25 protein-coding genes are annotated in these 17,778 nt (G+C 61.6%); 13 read left to right on the top strand and 12 right to left on the bottom strand.

The window, feature by feature from the left end; genetic code table 11:
• From AC1DLV_RS09235 to AC1DLV_RS09215, 5 genes are all read left to right on the top strand, one after another.
• Nucleotides 1-270, top strand: a 270-nt coding sequence (locus AC1DLV_RS09235) for a hypothetical protein (protein ID WP_476803660.1), incomplete at its 5' end; no start/stop codon positions are given.
• A complete protein-coding gene (locus AC1DLV_RS09230) occupies nucleotides 270-512 on the top strand; it encodes a hypothetical protein (protein WP_476836154.1) in 243 nt (80 codons plus the stop codon). The genes AC1DLV_RS09235 and AC1DLV_RS09230, both read left to right, overlap by 1 nt.
• Nucleotides 509-1,000, top strand: a complete 492-nt coding sequence (locus AC1DLV_RS09225; RefSeq protein WP_476799241.1) for a hypothetical protein — start codon at nucleotides 509-511, stop codon at nucleotides 998-1,000. The genes AC1DLV_RS09230 and AC1DLV_RS09225 overlap by 4 nt, the downstream gene beginning before the upstream one ends.
• Entirely contained in the window at nucleotides 997-1,479 is a 483-nt protein-coding gene (locus AC1DLV_RS09220; RefSeq protein ID WP_476799240.1) for a hypothetical protein, read from the top strand. Before AC1DLV_RS09225 ends, AC1DLV_RS09220 begins: the two co-directional genes overlap by 4 nt.
• A complete protein-coding gene (locus AC1DLV_RS09215) occupies nucleotides 1,469-1,858 on the top strand; it encodes a hypothetical protein (RefSeq protein ID WP_476799239.1) in 390 nt (129 codons plus the stop codon). The genes AC1DLV_RS09220 and AC1DLV_RS09215 overlap by 11 nt, the downstream gene beginning before the upstream one ends.
• A gap of 303 nt (nucleotides 1,859-2,161) precedes the next feature.
• On the opposite strand, the gene AC1DLV_RS09210 is transcribed toward AC1DLV_RS09215, so the two are convergent.
• A complete protein-coding gene (locus AC1DLV_RS09210) occupies nucleotides 2,162-2,404 on the bottom strand; it encodes a DUF982 domain-containing protein (RefSeq protein ID WP_476799238.1) in 243 nt (80 codons plus the stop codon).
• A 44-nt stretch (nucleotides 2,405-2,448) separates the two neighbouring features.
• Here AC1DLV_RS09210 and AC1DLV_RS09205 point away from each other — a divergent pair, with 44 nt between their 5' ends.
• The 6 genes from AC1DLV_RS09205 to AC1DLV_RS09180 are packed head-to-tail and all read left to right on the top strand — an operon-like array spanning nucleotide 2,449 to nucleotide 4,337.
• The gene (locus AC1DLV_RS09205) at nucleotides 2,449-2,721 is read left to right on the top strand and encodes a hypothetical protein (protein WP_476799237.1); all 273 of its coding nucleotides are present in this window, start codon (nucleotides 2,449-2,451) and stop codon (nucleotides 2,719-2,721) included.
• Between the two features lie 49 nt (nucleotides 2,722-2,770).
• A complete protein-coding gene (locus tag AC1DLV_RS09200; protein ID WP_476799236.1) occupies nucleotides 2,771-3,022 on the top strand; it encodes a hypothetical protein in 252 nt (83 codons plus the stop codon).
• A gap of 1 nt (nucleotide 3,023) precedes the next feature.
• Nucleotides 3,024-3,173, top strand: coding sequence for a hypothetical protein (locus AC1DLV_RS09195; protein WP_476799235.1), 150 nt, complete (start codon nucleotides 3,024-3,026; stop codon nucleotides 3,171-3,173).
• The gene (locus AC1DLV_RS09190) at nucleotides 3,170-3,553 is read left to right on the top strand and encodes a hypothetical protein (RefSeq protein WP_476799234.1); all 384 of its coding nucleotides are present in this window, start codon (nucleotides 3,170-3,172) and stop codon (nucleotides 3,551-3,553) included. Before AC1DLV_RS09195 ends, AC1DLV_RS09190 begins: the two co-directional genes overlap by 4 nt.
• Nucleotides 3,553-3,822 carry a pyocin activator PrtN family protein gene (locus tag AC1DLV_RS09185; protein WP_476799233.1) on the top strand — a complete coding sequence of 90 codons (270 nt, stop codon included), beginning with the start codon at nucleotides 3,553-3,555 and terminating at the stop codon, nucleotides 3,820-3,822. Before AC1DLV_RS09190 ends, AC1DLV_RS09185 begins: the two co-directional genes overlap by 1 nt.
• Entirely contained in the window at nucleotides 3,822-4,337 is a 516-nt protein-coding gene (locus AC1DLV_RS09180) for a GIY-YIG nuclease family protein (protein WP_476799232.1), read from the top strand. The genes AC1DLV_RS09185 and AC1DLV_RS09180 overlap by 1 nt, the downstream gene beginning before the upstream one ends.
• A gap of 134 nt (nucleotides 4,338-4,471) precedes the next feature.
• Here the strand turns inward: AC1DLV_RS09180 and AC1DLV_RS09175 are convergent, their stop codons facing one another.
• On the bottom strand, nucleotides 4,472-5,482 hold the full coding sequence (locus AC1DLV_RS09175; protein ID WP_476799231.1) for a fatty acid desaturase: 1,011 nt from the start codon (nucleotides 5,480-5,482) through the stop codon (nucleotides 4,472-4,474).
• A 209-nt stretch (nucleotides 5,483-5,691) separates the two neighbouring features.
• Here AC1DLV_RS09175 and AC1DLV_RS09170 point away from each other — a divergent pair, with 209 nt between their 5' ends.
• Nucleotides 5,692-6,549 (top strand): helix-turn-helix domain-containing protein, encoded by an 858-nt coding sequence (locus AC1DLV_RS09170; RefSeq protein WP_476799230.1) that lies wholly within the window; start codon nucleotides 5,692-5,694, stop codon nucleotides 6,547-6,549.
• A 300-nt stretch (nucleotides 6,550-6,849) separates the two neighbouring features.
• A complete protein-coding gene (gene bmt, locus AC1DLV_RS09165) occupies nucleotides 6,850-7,869 on the top strand; it encodes a betaine--homocysteine S-methyltransferase (RefSeq protein WP_476799229.1) in 1,020 nt (339 codons plus the stop codon).
• 102 nt (nucleotides 7,870-7,971) lie between these two features.
• Here the strand turns inward: bmt and AC1DLV_RS09160 are convergent, their stop codons facing one another.
• From AC1DLV_RS09160 to AC1DLV_RS09115, 10 genes are all read right to left on the bottom strand, one after another.
• Nucleotides 7,972-8,562 carry a PadR family transcriptional regulator gene (locus AC1DLV_RS09160; protein WP_476799228.1) on the bottom strand — a complete coding sequence of 197 codons (591 nt, stop codon included), beginning with the start codon at nucleotides 8,560-8,562 and terminating at the stop codon, nucleotides 7,972-7,974.
• A gap of 187 nt (nucleotides 8,563-8,749) precedes the next feature.
• Nucleotides 8,750-9,106 (bottom strand): hypothetical protein, encoded by a 357-nt coding sequence (locus AC1DLV_RS09155; RefSeq protein WP_476799227.1) that lies wholly within the window; start codon nucleotides 9,104-9,106, stop codon nucleotides 8,750-8,752.
• A gap of 307 nt (nucleotides 9,107-9,413) precedes the next feature.
• Nucleotides 9,414-9,884, bottom strand: coding sequence for a hypothetical protein (locus AC1DLV_RS09150; protein ID WP_476799226.1), 471 nt, complete (start codon nucleotides 9,882-9,884; stop codon nucleotides 9,414-9,416).
• 132 nt (nucleotides 9,885-10,016) lie between these two features.
• Entirely contained in the window at nucleotides 10,017-12,053 is a 2,037-nt protein-coding gene (locus AC1DLV_RS09145; RefSeq protein ID WP_476799225.1) for a vWA domain-containing protein, read from the bottom strand.
• 2 nt (nucleotides 12,054-12,055) lie between these two features.
• Complete coding sequence (locus AC1DLV_RS09140) at nucleotides 12,056-12,616, bottom strand: RNA polymerase sigma factor (RefSeq protein WP_476799224.1); 561 nt, start codon at nucleotides 12,614-12,616, stop codon at nucleotides 12,056-12,058.
• Between the two features lie 57 nt (nucleotides 12,617-12,673).
• Nucleotides 12,674-13,852: a BaiN/RdsA family NAD(P)/FAD-dependent oxidoreductase gene (locus AC1DLV_RS09135; RefSeq protein ID WP_476799256.1), complete on the bottom strand. Its 1,179-nt coding sequence runs from the start codon at nucleotides 13,850-13,852 to the stop codon at nucleotides 12,674-12,676.
• Nucleotides 13,853-13,966: 114 nt separating this feature from the next.
• Nucleotides 13,967-14,707 carry a dienelactone hydrolase family protein gene (locus tag AC1DLV_RS09130; protein WP_476799223.1) on the bottom strand — a complete coding sequence of 247 codons (741 nt, stop codon included), beginning with the start codon at nucleotides 14,705-14,707 and terminating at the stop codon, nucleotides 13,967-13,969.
• A gap of 70 nt (nucleotides 14,708-14,777) precedes the next feature.
• Nucleotides 14,778-16,085, bottom strand: coding sequence for a CynX/NimT family MFS transporter (locus AC1DLV_RS09125; protein ID WP_476799222.1), 1,308 nt, complete (start codon nucleotides 16,083-16,085; stop codon nucleotides 14,778-14,780).
• Nucleotides 16,082-16,759, bottom strand: coding sequence for a FadR/GntR family transcriptional regulator (locus tag AC1DLV_RS09120; protein ID WP_476799221.1), 678 nt, complete (start codon nucleotides 16,757-16,759; stop codon nucleotides 16,082-16,084). The genes AC1DLV_RS09125 and AC1DLV_RS09120 overlap by 4 nt, the downstream gene beginning before the upstream one ends.
• 111 nt (nucleotides 16,760-16,870) lie before the next feature.
• On the bottom strand, nucleotides 16,871-17,563 hold the full coding sequence (locus AC1DLV_RS09115; RefSeq protein ID WP_476799220.1) for a hypothetical protein: 693 nt from the start codon (nucleotides 17,561-17,563) through the stop codon (nucleotides 16,871-16,873).
• Nucleotides 17,564-17,778: the final 215 nt, after the last annotated feature.

Genomic DNA, 17,778 nt, shown 5'->3' with positions numbered 1-17,778 from the left:
CTCCCTCCCGCGTGGATCAGTCCTGACGGCGTCCATCATGAAGTGGCAGACGTTGAGGCTGGTGCCATCGCGGCTCAGACCCATTTCGACGCGGCCATCCGCTCTGCGCTAGTCCACACCTCACCAGTATCCGCGCCGGGGGTGGTGGAAGAACTGCGCGCCGAAGTGCTTCGCCTGTTCAAGGCCAATGGCATGGAAAGCGACGAACGGCTTGCAATCCTCATTGCCGAGTACTTCGCTCTCCGCTCCCCGGCTGTGGAGGGCAAGTGATGGCGCTCACCAAGACCCAACTGAAAACCATCGAGTTGATGCTCGTCGCCGGGCAGGTCTCCATGAACAACGAAAGCAGCGACGACTACGTCGAAGCCGCCGCGTTTGTGTTCCCGCGAGTCCACCACATGTCACCCGGCCCAGACCGCTGGCGCGAGCGCAGCCGGTTCTTCACCGGCATTGCCGAAGCCATGGCCGATCAATGGTCGGATCACGTCGAGCAAGCGAGGTCCGCAGCATGACCGCCCTCCCCACCGACAGCCTGGTAGAGCGGTTGCGCGGAAAGCGCGTGCGGGTTCACGATCTCGGCGGCGTTGGGTTCGAGATTGACCCTGACTGCGTCGAAGCCGCAGAGCGCGTCACCCACCTCCAAGAGGCTCTTGCCGCAGCAGAGGCGGAACGGGACGAGGCGAAGCGCGTGTTCGAAACCAACATCGACCGTGCAGAAAACCAGTGGAAGGCATGGGAAGCCCGCGCCGAAGCCGCTGAAGCCAAGCTTGCATCCCTTTCAACTCTACTAGCGGAGACGCGGGAGAAGGCGCTGGAGGATGCTGGCGCGCACCTAGCGCACATCGCCGATGCAATGTGGGAGCGCTGCGAAACACAGCGACCGACAGAACTGTGGGCAAAACCACCGCAGGGCGAGAAGGACGACGCGGTTACGGCGTGGTGCTTTCAGAAGGCAGCAGAGGCTGTACGCTCCCTCAAGACTGATGAGGTGCAGAAATGAGCCACGCTGATCTAATCGCACGCCTTGAGGCGCTGACCGGGCCGAGTGTCTGGCTTGACTGTGACATCCACGCAGCTTTGGTCGCTCAAATCCCGAAGGGGTTTGTTCGCGGCTCAAGCAGCGGCAGCTATCTCATGGCGCACGCCAGCCGTGGCAGGACGTGGTCTGAAAAGGTGCCCGCCTACACCGCCTCCCTCGACGCTGCCGTTGCTCTGGTAGAGCGACTGAAGCACCTCCATGGGCGCAAGATCATCTGCACGTTCAATGCCGGCGCTCAGATCATGGGCAATGATGCGGACTACGACCCCCGGTCGCTCCCAGACAACAGCCAAACAGCTGGCTGGATGGCGCACGTCGCTTTCTACAAGCCCGGATCGTCAGAGACTTATGGACCGGACGGCTACACACATGCCGCTACCCCCGCCATTGCCCTCCTGATCGCCACCCTAAAAGCACTGGATCACAGCAATGACCGCTGAGAAGATCGCCGACCGAGAGACGGCATGGCTAGCAGCCAAGACGGAAGCCCGGAAGGCTATCTATGACACAGGCCGGGGCATGATCGGTCGCGAACGCAACTACCTCGAAGATCGCGTGGCTCGGGCGATCCGCGCTGCTGAGAAGCGCGCCGACGACCGCCTGATAGCGCGTGTAGCGGAGATGGAGCGCAAGCTTCTGCTGACACCGATGGCCGAGCGCATTGCCGAGCTTCCCGACTTCATGGCCGCGATGTCCGAATGGGGCTGCGAAGACCCGAACGAGCAGGCCGACGCGATCACCGCGTTTCTCAACTCGGCGGTCGGTCTTCGCGAGTACCTGGAAGACCAGAGCAAGGCTGGAGGGCGCGATGGCCACTGACCTCCCTCCCGTCCCCTCTCCACCAAAGGAGACACGAATGAATGAGCGCGCGAAGGCGAGCAAGCGCGGCGCTTGTCAATTCGCAGAAATCAAACCCGACGCACGCGGGCGAGTAATCGCGCGGGCACATACTGTGTGGCGCTGCGAATGGCCGGCACCGGACCTGCCAACACTGCCGGTGTCGATGACGTCTGCCTATGGTTTCTCTTGGCCGCCAGACAGGCGATGGATCGGACGAAACGATTGCGCAAAGTGTCCCTGCTGGCTCGCCCGCCCCGCAGCGAAGGACGAGGCATGACGATCTCAGCGCGCCTGCCGCAATACGCCGGCTTCAATCGCAGCAGCCTCGAACGCCTTGCGCGCTTCGCTGACCGGCACCCTGTCCTCGATTGCCTCATAGCAGCGCTGATAGGCCAGCCGCCATTTGGCTGTGCGCTTTGGCCAGGTATCGAGTTCTTCGATAGCCGCTTCGCACGAGCGCACTCCGACAGTCAGGCCGGAATTTTCCATGGACCGTACGTGCACGGTTTCTTCGAACCATTTCATGCCGGATCATCGCGCTGGGTTGGTCTGGTGGCAAGGAGGTACGCATGGCTAAGGGCGTAGGCAAAGGCAACTTCCCGAGAAAGATCGGCGCGGCATCACCCACACTCCGGCAAGTGTTCGAGGAAATGCAGAAGCGACGAGTTCCGATTTACGACATGGCCGACAGAATGCGCCGCCATGAAAACCGCTTGAGCGAATGGCGGCGAGGCGTTGTCGAGCCTGGGGTGATGGCCGTCGAGGAGATGGCGCAGCATCTCGGCTACCGGCTCGTCCTTATCCCCATCGAAAGCGAAACATCGGTTGACAGCGGTTTATAGTCGCCTGTAGTGTTGCGATTAGAGCAACGATCACAACGGGAATTGCAACATGAGCGAGTTGAAGTTACCGCACTACGTCCAGCGCGCTTTGAAGCGCCTAGAAAATCGGACGCTTGTCCTCACCGCCAGCCATTCGGAGGAAGCGGAAAACAATGGGGGGGGCTTCCTGTATTCGACGCATCCAGACGGCCGGAAATTCCCAACGGCGAGCGCGCTGTACGCAATTCGCAATGGCCTCGTCGAGCCAATGTGCGACGGCCTAATCGACGGGCATTCACAGACTTATCAGTTGAAGGCGTAGCATGACCCCGTTCAAGGAATGGTACACCCGCAAGCACGGCGCATATCCCGGCGAGCCGGAAGAATTCGTCGGCGACATCTTTCAGCGCCTCGCCGACGCGTTCGCCGAGTATGTCGACGAAGCCATGAAGCAGACCGAGGCCGACAAGTGACCCCGTTCGCATCAGTCGCGCTGTTCAAGCGCGCTGGCAAGCCCACATTCAAACCGCCGCGCAAGGAGCGTTCGGACACAGCCACCCAGGCGCGGAAGTCCGCAATCCGGTACTGGCGCGGCAACATCGGCGGCGACGACGTGTTGACCCGCGTCATCGTCGTGCGCGAGTTCGGCGGCGTGCTGGAGGTGAGTGAGCGCAGCGGCGCCACCGGGGCCGAACGCCCATGGACGGAATACACCGTCGACCTCGCCGCAGCCGCCCAGGCGCCTCACCTCGCCGCGTGCTTGCGTGAGATCGGGATTGACGCCGTCGACGTGCCGCCCGCCGTTCCCGACGTGCTGGTGATCAACGGGTTTACGTATCGCAGGGAAATATAATGAAAACCGCATTCATCCTCTTGGCTCAATACGAAACCGCAATCATCCCGATCGATCTCGTTGCCCGCGACTACTTCAGCCACTTGACGCCAGGGAAATTCGCTCAGAAATGCGCGAGCGGCGATATCCCCCTCCCCGTCGTCCGCATCGACCCGGGTAGCCAAAAGTCACTGCGCGGCATCGCGCTCAACGACCTTGCGCAGTGGATCGACACGGCCAGAGCTTCGGCGCGCAAGGAGTGCGAACAGCTTACCGGCATGAAATACTGATGGCCGCGATGACCGAGAGGAACGGCAGATGGAGGGCGCTTGTCCACATCAAGCCGTTCCCGCCGAAGGCAAAGACATTCGGCACCCCAGCGGAGGCCGCGAGTTGGGCCGACGATCTTGAGGCAGACCTGAGAAACCGCAGGCAAGCCGAGATCATCAGCCGCAAACCCAAGCCGACGACGTGGTACGAAATTCGGCACCTTCCGCGCCTCAAGGCCGAGACATCAGCGGTCGGCATCTATTTTCTTTTCCGTGATGACGAGTGCATTTATGTTGGCCAGTCCCGGCAGGTTCACACCCGCGTCCGAGAACACCGGATGAGAGGATCGGAAACGAATTCGTTCACCACCTACGCATGGGTTTCGTGCGAGCTTGACGAACTCAATAGCCTTGAGAAGGCGTATATCGATCTGCTGCAACCGCCCCTGAACATCATGCTCACCGCCAGCGCTAGAGAGAGGTTCTATTCCAGGCGCAAAAAGCCAGAACGACAAAAGTACGACGCAGCGCTATAGCAGTAAGACGAAACCCCGGATTTCCGGGGTTTTTTTCTTTATTCAGGCCAGTCATACATCGGCAACGCGGCAACGAAGTCAGTCATGATGTCATTTCAAGCTCAAATGCGGGAACTGGCAAGCGGAGGGGAAAGCTATTCCTTCTGCGGCTCCGCCGGCACCGGTGCCGTGCCAAGCCCGTTGACATTGCGCGCCCTGACGCGCGGCACGAACGCCCTGCCCGCATCCGGAGCGCAGCGCAGCACGGGATGACACACCGGCTCCTTGGCGCGGAAGGCATAGGCCTTTATCAGCGCGAAATAGTTCGGATAGGCGTAGCCCTTGTTCATCCTGAGCCACTCTTCGCGACGGGAGCGAAACAGTGCTGGGAGCTTGTACCAGGCAACCGTCGGGCTCTTGTGATGCACGAAATGCAGATTGTTGTTGAGAAACAGCAGCGACAAAGGCGAACGCTCGACGATCACCGTGCGCCCCTCAGGATGCTCTGACCACTGATGCTCGGCAAAGGTTCGGATCGAAATCAGCGACTGGCCAAGCCAGACCGGGACGAGGACATAGAGCCACAGCGGAATGCCGAAGCCGAACTGAACGATCGGCACGATCACCAAGAGGCCGGCGCCGTGCAGCAGCCACGCCTTGCGGATCGCCTTGTCGCCCGCAATGATCGCCTTGGCGTCGTCGATGAAGAAGCCGATACAGGCGAGCAGCGGCCCGAGCACAAAACGTCCCGCCATGGTGTTGTTGATCCGCAGCAAGAGCTTCATCGTCTCTGGCAGATCGTTGTGCTGCCACAGCGCGCGATAATAGCTTTCAGGATCATCGAACGGATCGGTCAGGCGCTCGTCGGCGTGATGGCGCAGATGGATGGTCTTGAAGCGGCGATAGGGCCAAACGAGGCCGATCGACAGCGAAACCAGCGCCTCATTGACGCGCGCGTCGCGGGTCGGATGGCCATGCAGCACCTCGTGCACCAGCGACGACTGCAGCGCTACCGTCAGCGCCATCACCGCAAGGGCAATCACCGGATAAGCCGGCCACACCAGCAAGCCTGCGGCGAGCCAAGCACCGTAGCAGGCCAAAATGAGAAACACCGTCGGCCATTCGACCGCTGGGGTCGTGCCTCGTTTGTTTCCCCTTTTTGCCATGCTCTGCCTGCTGTCCTTCGATGCCTGGAACTTGATGATTCCTGACATAATGCTGTCAGTAGGTTTGCGTTTCTACAACGAGACAATGCGCACAGATTGTTTACATTGCGCTACTTAAGCTGCAAATGTTATGTTTAGTAAACAGATGGGACGAAAAACTTAGTTTGGATGGGTCGCGAACCAGATGTTCGCAAAACCGTTGAGCAACCATGGACAAGCGTGATCTGTCTGAAGTCTTCAGAGAACGGCTCAAGGCGCTGGTTACACGCTCTGGCCTCAACCAGTCGGCCTTTGCCGCATCGGTCGGCATCGACCGCTCGGCGCTGTCGCAATTGCTGTCGGGTGCAACGATCCGCCTGCCGCGCGCCGAAACGCTGCTGACGATCGCCACCGCGCACAAGGTTTCGCTCGATTGGCTTCTCGGGCTCAGCCAGGACGAAGGTGTGACCGGCGAGATCCGCGAAAGCCTCGAGATCGAGGAGGCCTCGGGCGGTTTCGAACGCACGCTGATCGCCAAATGGCACGCCGAAGCTGCTGGTACCAAGATTCGCTACGTGCCCGCCGGCATCCCGGACCTTCTACGCACCGAGGCGCTGATCGATTACGAGGCTGACATTTCCAACAAAAGCCGCGAGGTTCAGGCCGGCGAAACGCAATACCGCATCGACTACAACCGCAGGCCCGAGACCGACATGGAGGTCTGCATGCCGCGACACACGCTGGAGATCTTTGCGCGCGGGCTCGGTGTCTGGTCGGGTTTCCCCGACAAGGACCGCAAGCAGCAGCTGCGCCACATGGCCGACCTGCTCGACGACCTCTATCCGACCTTCCGCCTGTTTTTGTACGACGGACGCATGCGCTACTCCGTGCCCTACACGATCTTCGGCCATTCCCGCGCCGCGATCTATGTCGGCGACATGTATCTCGTGCTCTACGCCACCGAGCCGATCCGCACGCTGACCCGCCATTTCGACAATCTGATCCGTGCTGCCGACATCAACGCTCATGAAACGGCGGCGTTCGCGAGACGGCTGGCGGTCGCTTCGTTTCCGGCGGGCTGGACCTGATCGGCACCAGGTTGAATTTCGTTCGTCCATGCGGCAGCTGCCGCAGCCGGACGGCCGCATCGACGTGTTGCCTCGATCAATCCGCCCGGCGGCTATGTCACCTTGCGCGCCGAGCGCGAACTGCTGATTGTCGTCACCGCTTGCTCGGTCGACCACTATCCCACCAATGGCGGCATCTGCACCGAGATCGAGGTCGAAGTCACAACCGCGCGGTAGCGCCGTTGCTCGAACGCAATCGTTGACTGGACATAAAGACTTCCTTATATCGTTATCCAATCTCCAGATACGAAAGTCGCTGCAATGACGACCAATCCGATCGACGCCCTGCTGGCCGAAAAGGGTGTGCTGCTTGCCGATGGCGCGACCGGCACCAATCTGTTCGCCATGGGCCTCGAGGCCGGCGAAGCGCCCGAATTGTGGAATGAAAGCGCGCCGGAAAAGATCACGGCGCTGCACCAGAAATTCGTCGAGGCAGGCGCCGACATCATCTTGACCAACTCGTTCGGGGGCACCCGTCACCGGCTCAAGCTGCACCACGCCCAAGATCGCGTGTTTGAACTCAACAAGCGTGCCGCCGAGATCGCGCGCGCCGTCGCCGACAAGGCGGGCCGCCGGGTCATCGTCGCTGGCTCCGTCGGCCCGACGGGCGAGCTTCTGGTTCCGCTCGGTGCCATGACCTACGACGAGGCAGTAGATGCCTTCGCCGAGCAGATCGAAGGTCTCAAGGCCGGCGGTGCCGAAGTTGCCTGGATCGAAACAATGTCCGCGCCAGACGAGATCCGTGCCGCAGCAGAGGCGGCCATCCGCGTTGGCCTGCCCTACACCTATACCGGCTCGTTCGACACGGCTGGCCGCACCATGATGGGTCTGCTGCCCAAGGACATCCACGGCGTCGTCGACGGGCTTGCCCAGACGCCGCTCGGTGTTGGCGCCAATTGTGGCGTCGGCGCATCTGATATCCTTGCCTCGCTGCTCGACATGAGCGAGGCCAAGCCTGAAGCGACCATCATCATCAAGGGCAATTGCGGCATCCCCGAATTCCGCGGCACCGAGATCCATTATTCCGGCACGCCTGAACTGATGTCCGACTATGTCCGCCTCGCGGTCGATGGCGGTGCAAAGATCATCGGCGGCTGCTGCGGCACCTCGTTCGAGCATCTGGCCGCGATGCGCAAGGCACTCGACGCCCACAAGAAGGACGTTCGCCCGACCGTCGAGGCGATCGTCGAACGCATCGGCCCAATGCGCAACAAGCTTGCCGCACCGAACACCGCTGAAACCAGCGAAGGCCGTCGCGAACGCCGCCGCAGCCGGGTCTGATAGACGGGCTTTGCGCATCTCAAGACGCGCGCGGCTACGTAACGAAAAAAGCTCCCGCTGAGACAGCGGGAGCTTTTTTGTTTCACGCGTTGGCTGCCAGAATTACAGCTCGTCGAGGTCGCGCCGCGCCTTCTTGAGGATTTCGCGCGCCTTCTCGGCCTGGGCCGCACTCAGCGAACCGCCGCGCAGGCGGGTAAACAGAGCGAGCTTCAAGGCCCTGAACTCTTCACCGAGGGCCGCGCCGCCAACTTGCGCCGAAGCTTCGTCGATCTGCGCGTTGATCTTTTCGAGCTCTTCCGCGTGCTCGGTCAGATAGGCCTGGCCCTGCTCGGTGATCGAGTAGAGACGCTTGTTGCCATTGGCAACCGAGGCGACGAGATCGGCCTCTTCCAGCATCTGCAGCATCGGATAGATCGCACCCGGGCTTGGGCTATAGGCGCCCTGGAATTTGGCTTCCAGCGCCTTGATGATGTCGTAGCCATGGCGCGGTTCCTCGGCGATCAGGCCAAGCACGACCAGGCGCAGCGCGCCGGGATCGAACATGCGCGGCCCGCGCCCGCCGAATGGCCCGCCGCGATGCCGCCCGAACGGACCGCCCCGGCCATGATGACCGCCTGCCCTGCTGCTGTCGTCGGACTGACCCGACATGGCCCAGCCACCACCGCAGCGATTGTTGAAATGAGGGGTGAACATGTGAGTACCTCTCCAGGATTGTTGCTTCATGCAGCTATATCTATTCAAAGATATATCTTTTGCAAGATACAACGTAAGAAATTTTCGACTGCCTCCTGCCGGGAACGCAAAAAGGCCGGCGAGGTTTCCCTCGCCGGCCTGTGTCGATGATGCATGATAGAGGCGGCGGGACCGCCCAAAAGCCCAGTTATTCGCTGTTTTCAGCGTAAATTGCGCGCGCTGATCTGAAGTCCGTGCCCGAACCTTCGGCCCGCTGCAACATCATCACCGCGTCCGACGTGCCTACGTCTGAAAGCTGTTCCAGCGCATGGCGGAAACGTTCGTTGTTGAGCGCCGACCAGGCAGTCCGGTGGGCATCTTCGACATCCTTGTCGATCGTGCGCGGTGCAGCGGCCCCCGCGTCCGATACGCTGGAGATCGCGAAGAACTGTGCTGGCCTGGTCTGGACATGAACATAGCTGCTGCGCGCGGCCGGAACCTGCGTGGCCCCCTCGACGGATGTCTGTAGCGGCTTCGGCTGTGCCTCGCCCCGCGATGACGGCACAAGTCTGTCGTTCGGACGAGAGTATTGACTAAGCCCGGCGCCCAAACTGCCAATTAACATTCACTTCCCCTGCGCGATTCGCCCGGGTATCAGCCTTAGCGCAGAGGCGTTGAGAACCCCTTCCGCAAAAAGACGGCATTTTATCGAATTGCCCGACAATGCGTTCGAAACATTACGTTTTTCGGGCTCGGCAAGCAGATGTCAGGGGCAGGACACCTGCCGACCCGTCGGCTTCAACGATTTGTGGCAATCGATTCGGCGCTGCCGTTTCAGGCCCTTGCGGGCCGAAGCCCTTCGTCGATCGCCGTCAACGGACAACCCGAGTCGATCCCGCCTGCGTCGAGACCGTTTCACCGAGCACGCGACTATAGCGCTCCTCCTGCCGCTCAAGCCATTTCCATGCCTCAGGCCAGTTGGACGGATCGATCGTCCCAATCGGATGTCGGGTCAGGTAGCCGAGGCCGTACTCGCCGCTCAGGCTGGCGCCGAGCGCGAGCCCCAGTCCAGGTTCCCAAGCCGAAAGCCGGCTTGCGGTGGTGGCGTAGCCTTCGCCGCGCTGCCCCCTGACGAACAGACCGACGCTGCGATTGGTCAGGTAAAGCGAAATCACCAGGTCGTCGGCGACGTCCCGCCACCTGGAATAGAGGCTGCCATAACGGATCCTGGGATCGTTGCGATGGGCGAGATAGCCGTCCCAGAATGCCTTGATCTCGCGGGACGACAGCGACCGGAGGCCGCCATGCGCGATATCCCATTCGTCAAGCTGTCCGTCGGCCATATCTTTTCTCCGATGCCCCCTCGCAACTTCAGGTGGACGCCTAGAGATCACAAGAGAACGGCCGGTGGAAAGCCCCCTTTCCGCCGGCCGCCACGCGGCCCTTGCCTGACAGGCAGGACAGAGTTCCTGCCTCTACTGCTTGCTGCCTTGCAGCGCTGATGCCAACCGGACCAGCGACAGGAACTCGGCCCGGTATCCGAACGGGTCGCTGCCTCGTGCAGCGGTTACGATCTCGCTGATCTTGTCGAAGCCGAATTTCGCCGTCGCATCCTCGTTGCGCAGCTTCTGGCCGAATGCCGCGACCGCAACCGAGAAGCGCTGGTCAGTGCCGGCAAGATCGAAGCTCGCGACCTCGTGGGCCTTGGTCACAGGCGTGGTGATCAGCTTGCTCGTGTCGCCGTCGGGGGCCTTGTAGCGGATCTTGACGAAGGCATATTCGTCGGCATTCGCCACCCCGCCATTGCTCGTAGTCGCCTCGCCGTAGCGCAGGTCGTCGATCTGCTGCGGTGCGCCCTTGGGCGTGATCTCGTAGATCGCCGTCACTGAATGCCCCGAGCCGATTTCACCGGCGTCGACCCGGTCGTTGTTGAAATCCTCGCGGTTGAGCGCGCGCGTCTCGTAGCCGATCAGGCGGTATTCCGAGACCGCATTCGGATTGAATTCGACCTGGATCTTCACATCCTTGGCGATGGTGAACAGCGTCGAGGAGGCATCCTCGACAAGCACCTTCTCAGCTTCAGCCAGGGTGTCGATATAGGCCGCCGTGCCGTTGCCGTTCTGGGCGATGGTCTGCATCATCTGGTCGTTGAGGTTGCCGCGACCGAAGCCGAACACCGACAGGAACACGCCCGATTTACGCTTGTCCTCGATCAGGCGCTTGAGGTCATCGTCATCGCTCTGGCCGACATTGAAATCCCCATCGGTCGCCAGCATCACCCGGTTGACGCCGTCCTTGACGAAGGATTTTTGGGCCAGCCGATAGGCCTCGCGAATACCCGCCTCGCCCGCCGTCGAACCACCCGGCGTCAGCGTGTCGATCGCCTGCAGGATTTTGGCGCGGTCGGATGCCTTGGTCGGCTCAAGCACGGTGCCGGCATCGCCCGCATAAGTGACGATCGAAACGGTATCTTCCGGGCTCAGCTTGTTGACCAGAAGCCGGAACGCAGAGCGCAGCAGCGGCAGTTTGTCTGGCTCATCCATCGAGCCCGACACATCGATCAGAAAGACGAGGTTGGCCTTTGGCTGCTCGGCCGGCTTGACGTCATAGCCCTTGATCGCGACATGCATCAGCTTGGTGTGTTCGTTCCACGGTGTCGGCATGACGCTGACTGTGGTGTTGAATGGCGTCGCTGCAGTGTCGGGCCCCTTCCAGTCATAGGGGAAGTAGTTGACCATCTCTTCGACGCGCACCGTGTCGGCCTGCGGCAGGACACCTTCCTTCAACGAAAGACGGACGAAGGAATAAGACGCGGTGTCGACATCGATCGAGAAAGTCGAAACCGGATCCTCAAGTGCCGAGCGCACCGGATTGGTCTTGAAATCCTCGAAGCGGTCGCGGTTTTCCGGCTGCAGCATCGGCATATCCGATGGCGCGATCTCGCCCTGGAGCTGGGTTGTCAGCATCGGTGCAGCCATGCGTCGCGTCTGCGACACGGCATCCGCCAGTGGAGCTGGCGCCGGCATGACAGGAGCCGCCTCATTCATGACAACCGCCTCTTCGGTGGTCGCCTTTGCTTCGGCATTGGCTGCTTGCGAGGCAGCAGCCAATGGTTTGGCCGGGGCAACCTCCACTTCCGCATCGGTCTTCTTCAACGCGGCTGCAGGTGCCTCTTTCATGCGCACGGCAGGCGCCTGCGCGATTTCCTGGTCGGCACCAAAATTGAACGGCGACCCCTCCATCAGATGAAATGTGGCGTAGCCGGCAATTGGCAGGGCAACGAGCCCGGCAAGAGCGGGTGCTGCGATCAGCTTCTTTTGCATGATGTCTCTCCAGAGCTTTTGTGCTCGCCCTGTAAGACGTTGCCCTTTCACCGATCCTTGGGTGGCCGCCGGATTTATTTCGAGATCATAGGCAGCCATAGCCGCAGCCAGAGCACGCGCCTTGGCGTCGGTGCTGGGCGCGGGCGCCTGCATGTTCCGGAGCGTGTCGAGTTCGTTGTCGTCGACCATGGTCACTCTTCCCCGACTGAGCGCATGAGCAGCTTCAGCCGTTTCTTCGCTTCATGGATGTGCCAGGACACGGTGGTCTCGGCGATGGCCATCGCATCCGCGGCCGCAGCGTGGCTCAGCCCTTCGCCATAAACCAAAAGAACCGCGTCACGCTGCTTGTCCGGCAACTGGCGCACGGCGGCCCACAGCCGTTCAGCTGGGTCTTCTGGCGGCAACGGGCCGTCTTCCGAAACCAATGCATGGGCCCCGTAAGCGGCGGTCTTGGCCGTTTCGCGTGCCGATTTGCGCTGCATGTCGCGCGCAGCATTCAGCGTCATCGCATAGAGCCATGTCGTGAAGGCAGAACCGCCGCGATAGTCGCGGATGGCGCGACCAAGCCGCGCGCAGACTTCTTGCGCGATATCTTCGGCATCCGACTTGTTGCCGCACCAGCGCCAGGCGACGCGATGGACGAATCCATAATGTCTTTCGACGAGTTCGCCGAAAGCCGCCCTGTCGCCCTCGCGCGCTCGTCCGATCAAATCGCTATCGGAGGCTTCGCTTTCGTCCAGCATCATCGCCATCATTTGTCCGTTGGACGAAAGCTTTTTGGCAATCCTTGGGGTCGTGCGAAAGTTTTTCTAGACCGCCTGCCCGGCAGCCCAGCCCGACGACCAGGCCCACTGGAAATTGTAGCCGCCCAGCCAGCCGGTGACATCGACAACTTCGCCGATGAAGAACAGGCCCGGCACGGATTTGGCCTGCATCGTCTTCTGGTCGAGCGCCTTGGTGTCGACGCCGCCAAGCGTCACTTCCGCCGTACGATAACCTTCCGAGCCAGCCGGCTTGATGCGCCAGCCGTTGACCGCCGCATCGACAGTCTTGAGCTGTGCATCTGACAGATCGGCAAGATTGCCGTCAAAGCCGGTGCGCTCGGCAATCGCTTGCGCCAGCTTCTTCGGCAAATGCGCGGCGAGTGCGGTTTGCACCGCCTGCCGTCCATTGGCGTGCTTGGCTTCGCGCAGCAGACCGGCCACATCCGTTCCCGGCAGCATCGAGATCGCGATTTCGTCGCCCTCGCGCCAATAAGACGAGATCTGCAGGATCGACGGGCCACTGATGCCACGGTGGGTGAACAGCATGGCCTCGGAGAATTTGGTTTTGCCGCAGGCGACGTCCGCATCGACCGCGATACCGGAAAGCGGCGCCAGCTTCTGCAAGGTATTGGCATCAAAAGTCAGCGGCACCAGCGCCGGGCGCGTTTCGATAACCTCAAGCCCGAACTGCGATGCAAGCTCATAGCCAAAGCCGGTGGCGCCCATCTTGGGGATCGATTTGCCGCCACACGCGACTACCAGGGAATTACAGGCGACCCGGCTGTCGGACAGAGCCAACTCAAACCCATCGACGATCTTGCTGACATTTTCGACAGTGGTCGACAGGCGCAGCTCGACACCATTGGCCTGCATCTCCTCGACCATCATGTCGATGATCTGGCGAGCCGAACCATCGCAGAACAGCTGGCCCAGCGTCTTTTCATGGTAGGCGATGCCGTAACGCTCGACGAGCGCGATGAAATTGCGCTGGGTATAGCGGCTCAGCGCCGAGATGCAGAAATGCGGGTTCTGCGACAGAAAATTCTTCGGGCTGGCATGGATGTTGGTGAAGTTGCAGCGGCCACCACCAGAGATGCGGATCTTTTCGCCAGGTGCTGCAGCGTGATCGATGATCAGCACCGAGCGGCCGCGTTTTCCGGCTTCGACCGCGCACATCATGCCAGCGGCACCGGCGCCGATCACCACGACATCAAAGGACTGCATTTCGGATAATTCCCGCTGGATCGCCAGCGCCTTGTCGGCGCGCGACCCCTGTTGGTCGCTCAAAGCTGTTTCCGTGCCTGATAGCCGAACCCGTCGGGACGGCAAAGTTGGAAGTTACGCCAGGGTCTCGGCAAAAAACGTCGTCAACCGCTTCCAATGGCGCTCGGCACCTGCCGCATCGTAGACGCTGTGATCTGAAACGCACCAGCCATGGCCCATGCCGACATAGTTCTCAAGGATGTGGTCGACACCGGCTGCGCGCAGGGCTTCAGCCAGGATTGCCGATTGTTCGGGCGGAAAGCTGCCATCGACACCGGCCGTGCCGACATAAACGCGCGCCTTGAGCTTGCCCGCCTGACGGTGCGGGCTGTCGGGCGCATCGCTCGCCAGATTGCCGCCATGAAAGCTTGCCGCTGCAACGATGCGGCCGGGATGGGCCGCTGCCGCGTTGAGCGCGCGGCCGCCGCCCATGCAATACCCGACCGTGCCGACCGGCCCGGTGATGCCTTCGGCCTTGAGCGCGTCCAGGAAGGCGCCAGTGTCGCGCGCGGTCATCTCTTGTGTCGTTCCGCCTATCAGCGCGCGCAGTTCCGCGCGGCTCTTTTCCACGGCGAATGCGGTCTTCGCGTCGAACGGCCCGTAGGCGCCGCTACGATAGAACAGATCAGGCACCAAAACGGCATAACCCTCACCCGCAAGCCGCTCGGCCATTCGATCAAGCGCTGCACGCGGTCCGAATGCATCCATGTAGAGGATGACGCCCGAGCGCGCCTTGTCGGAGGTTCGAAACAGCCCGGCCTTGGCGATGCCGTCGGCCGTCTTTATGTCGATGTCACGCTTGGTTGCCGTGGCCATGAACTGTCTCCGTTGCAAGTTGCTGAGAACATAGTGGCTTTGCCGGCTCTCGCAACTTCACCTTGCGAGATCAGCCCTGGACCCTGACCGTCCTGGCGCCGACCTGCAGCGCGCGTCCCGCGCCCAGGCCCATGACGGCAACACCAATGCCGAGCGCCACGAACAGGATGGCGGAAGCAGAAAAGCTGCCGGTCCAGCTGCGGATCAGGCCCACCAAAAGCGGCCCGGTCGCCGCCAGCACATAGCCGACGCCTTGGGCCATGCCCGACAGATGCGCCGCGACATGCGAGTCCGGCGACCGCAGCACGATCAAGGTCATTGCAGCGGCGATCAAACCGCCCTGCCCGATGCCTTGCAGGATCGCCCAAACCAGCACCGTCGACGTCGGTGCAAACAGAATACCAAGCAACGCAATCACCGCCGCCGCGGCGAGCGTTACATTGACACCGCGCTGGTCCTTGCGCCGCACGGCAAAGGACGGCACCGCAAGGCAAGTGACCACCTGCGCCATGACCGACACCGAAACGATGGCGCCCGCTGTGGCCGCATCGAAACCGCGCTCGCGTAGGATCGGCGCCAGCCAGCCGAAAACGCAATAGGCAAGTGCCGACTGAAGCCCCATGAACAATGTCACCTGCCAGGCCAGGCGGTCACGCCACAAGCCAATCACGCGAAAGCCGCTATGGCTTGCCTGCCGCCGGCTGCCGAGCGCTTGCGGCGTCCAGATCATCAGAACAATCAGCGCCGGCACCGCCCAGGCAGCAAGCGCGCCCGACCACGAGACCGTGAGAAGGTGCTCAATCGGCAGCGTGAAGCCGGCAGCGGCAGCAGAGCCGGCGCACAAGGCCATCGTGTACAGCCCGGTCATCATCGCCGCCTTGTCGGCGAAATCGCGTTTCACCAGTCCCGGCAGCAGCACATTGCCGATGGCAATGGCGGCGCCTGCAAGGAAGGTTGCAAGGAAAAGCAGCGGAACCGAGCCGAACCAGCGCAAGCCTGTTCCCAGCGCCAGCAAGGCGAGTGCGCCCAAAAGCGTGCGTTCGGCACCGTAGCGCTGCGCCAGCTTCGGAGCGAAAGGCGCAAACAACCCCAAGCACAAGACGGGCAGCGTCGTCAGCAGGCTCGCGCCTATCGTTGACAGTCCAGTTTGCTGCATCACCTCGGGCAACAGCACCGACAGGCTGGAAAACAGTGGCCTGAGGTTGAAGGCAATCAAGACAAGGCTAGCGCCGAGCACGATCTGGGCAGCACGGCTGCGCAGCACCGGTGGCTGCGGCTTGGGTAGGCTGTCTGCCTCGGCATCGATGAGTTGGTCATCAAGACCTGCAACGGCTCCGAGCCGTCCCTTGGGATCAGGCTGGCGAAAAATCTGGTTCATTGAGCAAGCAGTCGTTCGAGTTCGAGAAGCACCGGCGCCATGAAAGCGCGCACGGCAGAGACGGCACCTTCGGGATCGCTGGCGGCGATGGCATGGAGGATGGCCGCGTGCGCCTGATGGTCCGGTTCGGGCAATTCGCTGCCGATAGTTGCGTGAATGGTTTCAGCAATGGCGGCGGTGAAGAAGTCGTAGATTTCCATCATTGCCCGGTTGCCGGACGCTGCCACGATCGATTTGTGGAAGGCGATGTCGCGGCCGATGAAGGCCTCGCTGCCGCCATCAGCCACCGTGCCGCGCGCGGCGAGCAGTTCACCCATGCGCGCGAGATCGGCAGGCGTGCGTCGCAGGGCGGCAAGGCGGGCGGCCTCAACGTCGAGTGCTGCGCGTGCTTCCCATTGATCGCGCAAGCCAGCCCGCTTGACCCGGCCGAGCGCAGCCGCAGGGTCGACGGCGGAGCGCACATAGGTGCCTGAGCCCTGGCGCGTGTCCAGCAATCCCTGGGAGACCAACATCCTCACGGCTTCACGCACAGTGCCGCGGCTCACCGACAACAGGTCGCTGAGTGACGCTTCGTTGGGAATGCGTTCGGCCACGGCCCAGCGGCCGCTGACGATTTCGGCACGCAAGCTGTCGGCGGCACTATCGGCAAGATTGGTTCGGATGGCAGGTTGCATGAGCCAACTCATCAAGTCATCAGATGACTTGGCAATAGGCCTGCAAAAGCCTTCCGTCAATGCGACGGTTGGGGCAGAGACCATGCGATTGGGGTACCAGACGAGCGGCGATCAGCCGAGCCCGGCAAAACTAGCCATGTGAAACGCCTGCACCTCTACCGGATAGCGGTAGGCCGTGCCGAATGGACAGGCGTTGCGGTCCAGGCAACCGCCGTTTCGGCATGGCGCGCCATTTGCCCCGCGCACATGGCCAAGGCATTCCTGATAGGCGAAACCGGCAGGAGAATATGCATTGACCGGACACGCTTTCATACAAGGTTTTCCGACACATGCATCGCAAAGGTGAATCGATCTCTCAGACACTTGAATCGAAATCTCGACGTCGAACAGCAGTGCGCCGCGATAGGCATGCCATAGCCCATATTCCGGATGCATGAGGATACCGAGCGGCGACGGGCTCAATCCCTCGGCACGCATGGCCCATTGCTGAAACGGCAGATAGGGCTTGTCCGAAGGTGAAACCGCCCGCGCCCGGAACGCGGCTGCCACCTTGCCGATGACCTCTCGCGACCATGTATCGAGTGGATTTTCAAGGCCTTCCGGCTGGCTCTCCCGCCAGCGCGAAAAACGCAGCCAAGGTGCAGACCCGGCTTGGCCCACGAGCAGAACCGATTTGACGGGTACGCCGGCGAGGCCGAGCGGCGCGTCTTCGGAATCATCAAAATTGAACCCGCCGCGCAGAATGAGACCATGGGTAGCAAGGGCTGCGGCGATTTCATCGGCATCTTGTTGAGAAGCATACACTGCCCCTCATCCCCCTGCCGGGACCTTCCCCCCGTATAGTGACGGGGAGAACGAGAAGCGGAAGCATCGCGGCCAAACCCCTTCTCCCCGTTCACGGGGAGAAGGTCCCGGCAGGGGGATGAGGGGCAGCGCTATGCCGAAGAACAAATCGATCACCTCTTGTCCGGATCGGAGAATGCACTCCGCCAGACTTCCTTGTGAATGATGCTGGCGAC

The sequence above is a fragment of the Aminobacter sp. 01T433 genome (assembly GCF_056398585.1).
The sequence above is the reverse complement of the archived record's forward strand: the minus strand, read 5'-3'. Positions and strand labels throughout refer to the sequence as shown.

Bases quoted from the DNA above. Each gene is read 5' to 3' on its own strand.
- AC1DLV_RS09230 (WP_476836154.1), top strand. From the start codon at position 270: ATGGCGCTCACCAAGACCCAACTGAAAACCATCGAGTTGATGCTCGTC.
- AC1DLV_RS09225 (WP_476799241.1), top strand. From the start codon at position 509: ATGACCGCCCTCCCCACCGACAGCCTGGTAGAGCGGTTGCGCGGAAAG.
- AC1DLV_RS09220 (WP_476799240.1), top strand. From the start codon at position 997: ATGAGCCACGCTGATCTAATCGCACGCCTTGAGGCGCTGACCGGGCCG.
- AC1DLV_RS09215 (WP_476799239.1), top strand. From the start codon at position 1,469: ATGACCGCTGAGAAGATCGCCGACCGAGAGACGGCATGGCTAGCAGCC.
- AC1DLV_RS09210 (WP_476799238.1), bottom strand. From the start codon at position 2,404: ATGAAATGGTTCGAAGAAACCGTGCACGTACGGTCCATGGAAAATTCC.
- AC1DLV_RS09205 (WP_476799237.1), top strand. From the start codon at position 2,449: ATGGCTAAGGGCGTAGGCAAAGGCAACTTCCCGAGAAAGATCGGCGCG.
- AC1DLV_RS09200 (WP_476799236.1), top strand. From the start codon at position 2,771: ATGAGCGAGTTGAAGTTACCGCACTACGTCCAGCGCGCTTTGAAGCGC.
- AC1DLV_RS09195 (WP_476799235.1), top strand. From the start codon at position 3,024: ATGACCCCGTTCAAGGAATGGTACACCCGCAAGCACGGCGCATATCCC.
- AC1DLV_RS09185 (WP_476799233.1), top strand. From the start codon at position 3,553: ATGAAAACCGCATTCATCCTCTTGGCTCAATACGAAACCGCAATCATC.
- AC1DLV_RS09180 (WP_476799232.1), top strand. From the start codon at position 3,822: ATGGCCGCGATGACCGAGAGGAACGGCAGATGGAGGGCGCTTGTCCAC.
- AC1DLV_RS09175 (WP_476799231.1), bottom strand. From the start codon at position 5,482: ATGGCAAAAAGGGGAAACAAACGAGGCACGACCCCAGCGGTCGAATGG.
- AC1DLV_RS09170 (WP_476799230.1), top strand. From the start codon at position 5,692: ATGGACAAGCGTGATCTGTCTGAAGTCTTCAGAGAACGGCTCAAGGCG.
- bmt (WP_476799229.1), top strand. From the start codon at position 6,850: ATGACGACCAATCCGATCGACGCCCTGCTGGCCGAAAAGGGTGTGCTG.
- AC1DLV_RS09160 (WP_476799228.1), bottom strand. From the start codon at position 8,562: ATGTTCACCCCTCATTTCAACAATCGCTGCGGTGGTGGCTGGGCCATG.
- AC1DLV_RS09150 (WP_476799226.1), bottom strand. From the start codon at position 9,884: ATGGCCGACGGACAGCTTGACGAATGGGATATCGCGCATGGCGGCCTC.
- AC1DLV_RS09145 (WP_476799225.1), bottom strand. From the start codon at position 12,053: ATGGTCGACGACAACGAACTCGACACGCTCCGGAACATGCAGGCGCCC.
- AC1DLV_RS09140 (WP_476799224.1), bottom strand. From the start codon at position 12,616: ATGGCGATGATGCTGGACGAAAGCGAAGCCTCCGATAGCGATTTGATC.
- AC1DLV_RS09135 (WP_476799256.1), bottom strand. From the start codon at position 13,852: ATGCAGTCCTTTGATGTCGTGGTGATCGGCGCCGGTGCCGCTGGCATG.
- AC1DLV_RS09130 (WP_476799223.1), bottom strand. From the start codon at position 14,707: ATGGCCACGGCAACCAAGCGTGACATCGACATAAAGACGGCCGACGGC.
- AC1DLV_RS09125 (WP_476799222.1), bottom strand. From the start codon at position 16,085: ATGAACCAGATTTTTCGCCAGCCTGATCCCAAGGGACGGCTCGGAGCC.
- AC1DLV_RS09120 (WP_476799221.1), bottom strand. From the start codon at position 16,759: ATGCAACCTGCCATCCGAACCAATCTTGCCGATAGTGCCGCCGACAGC.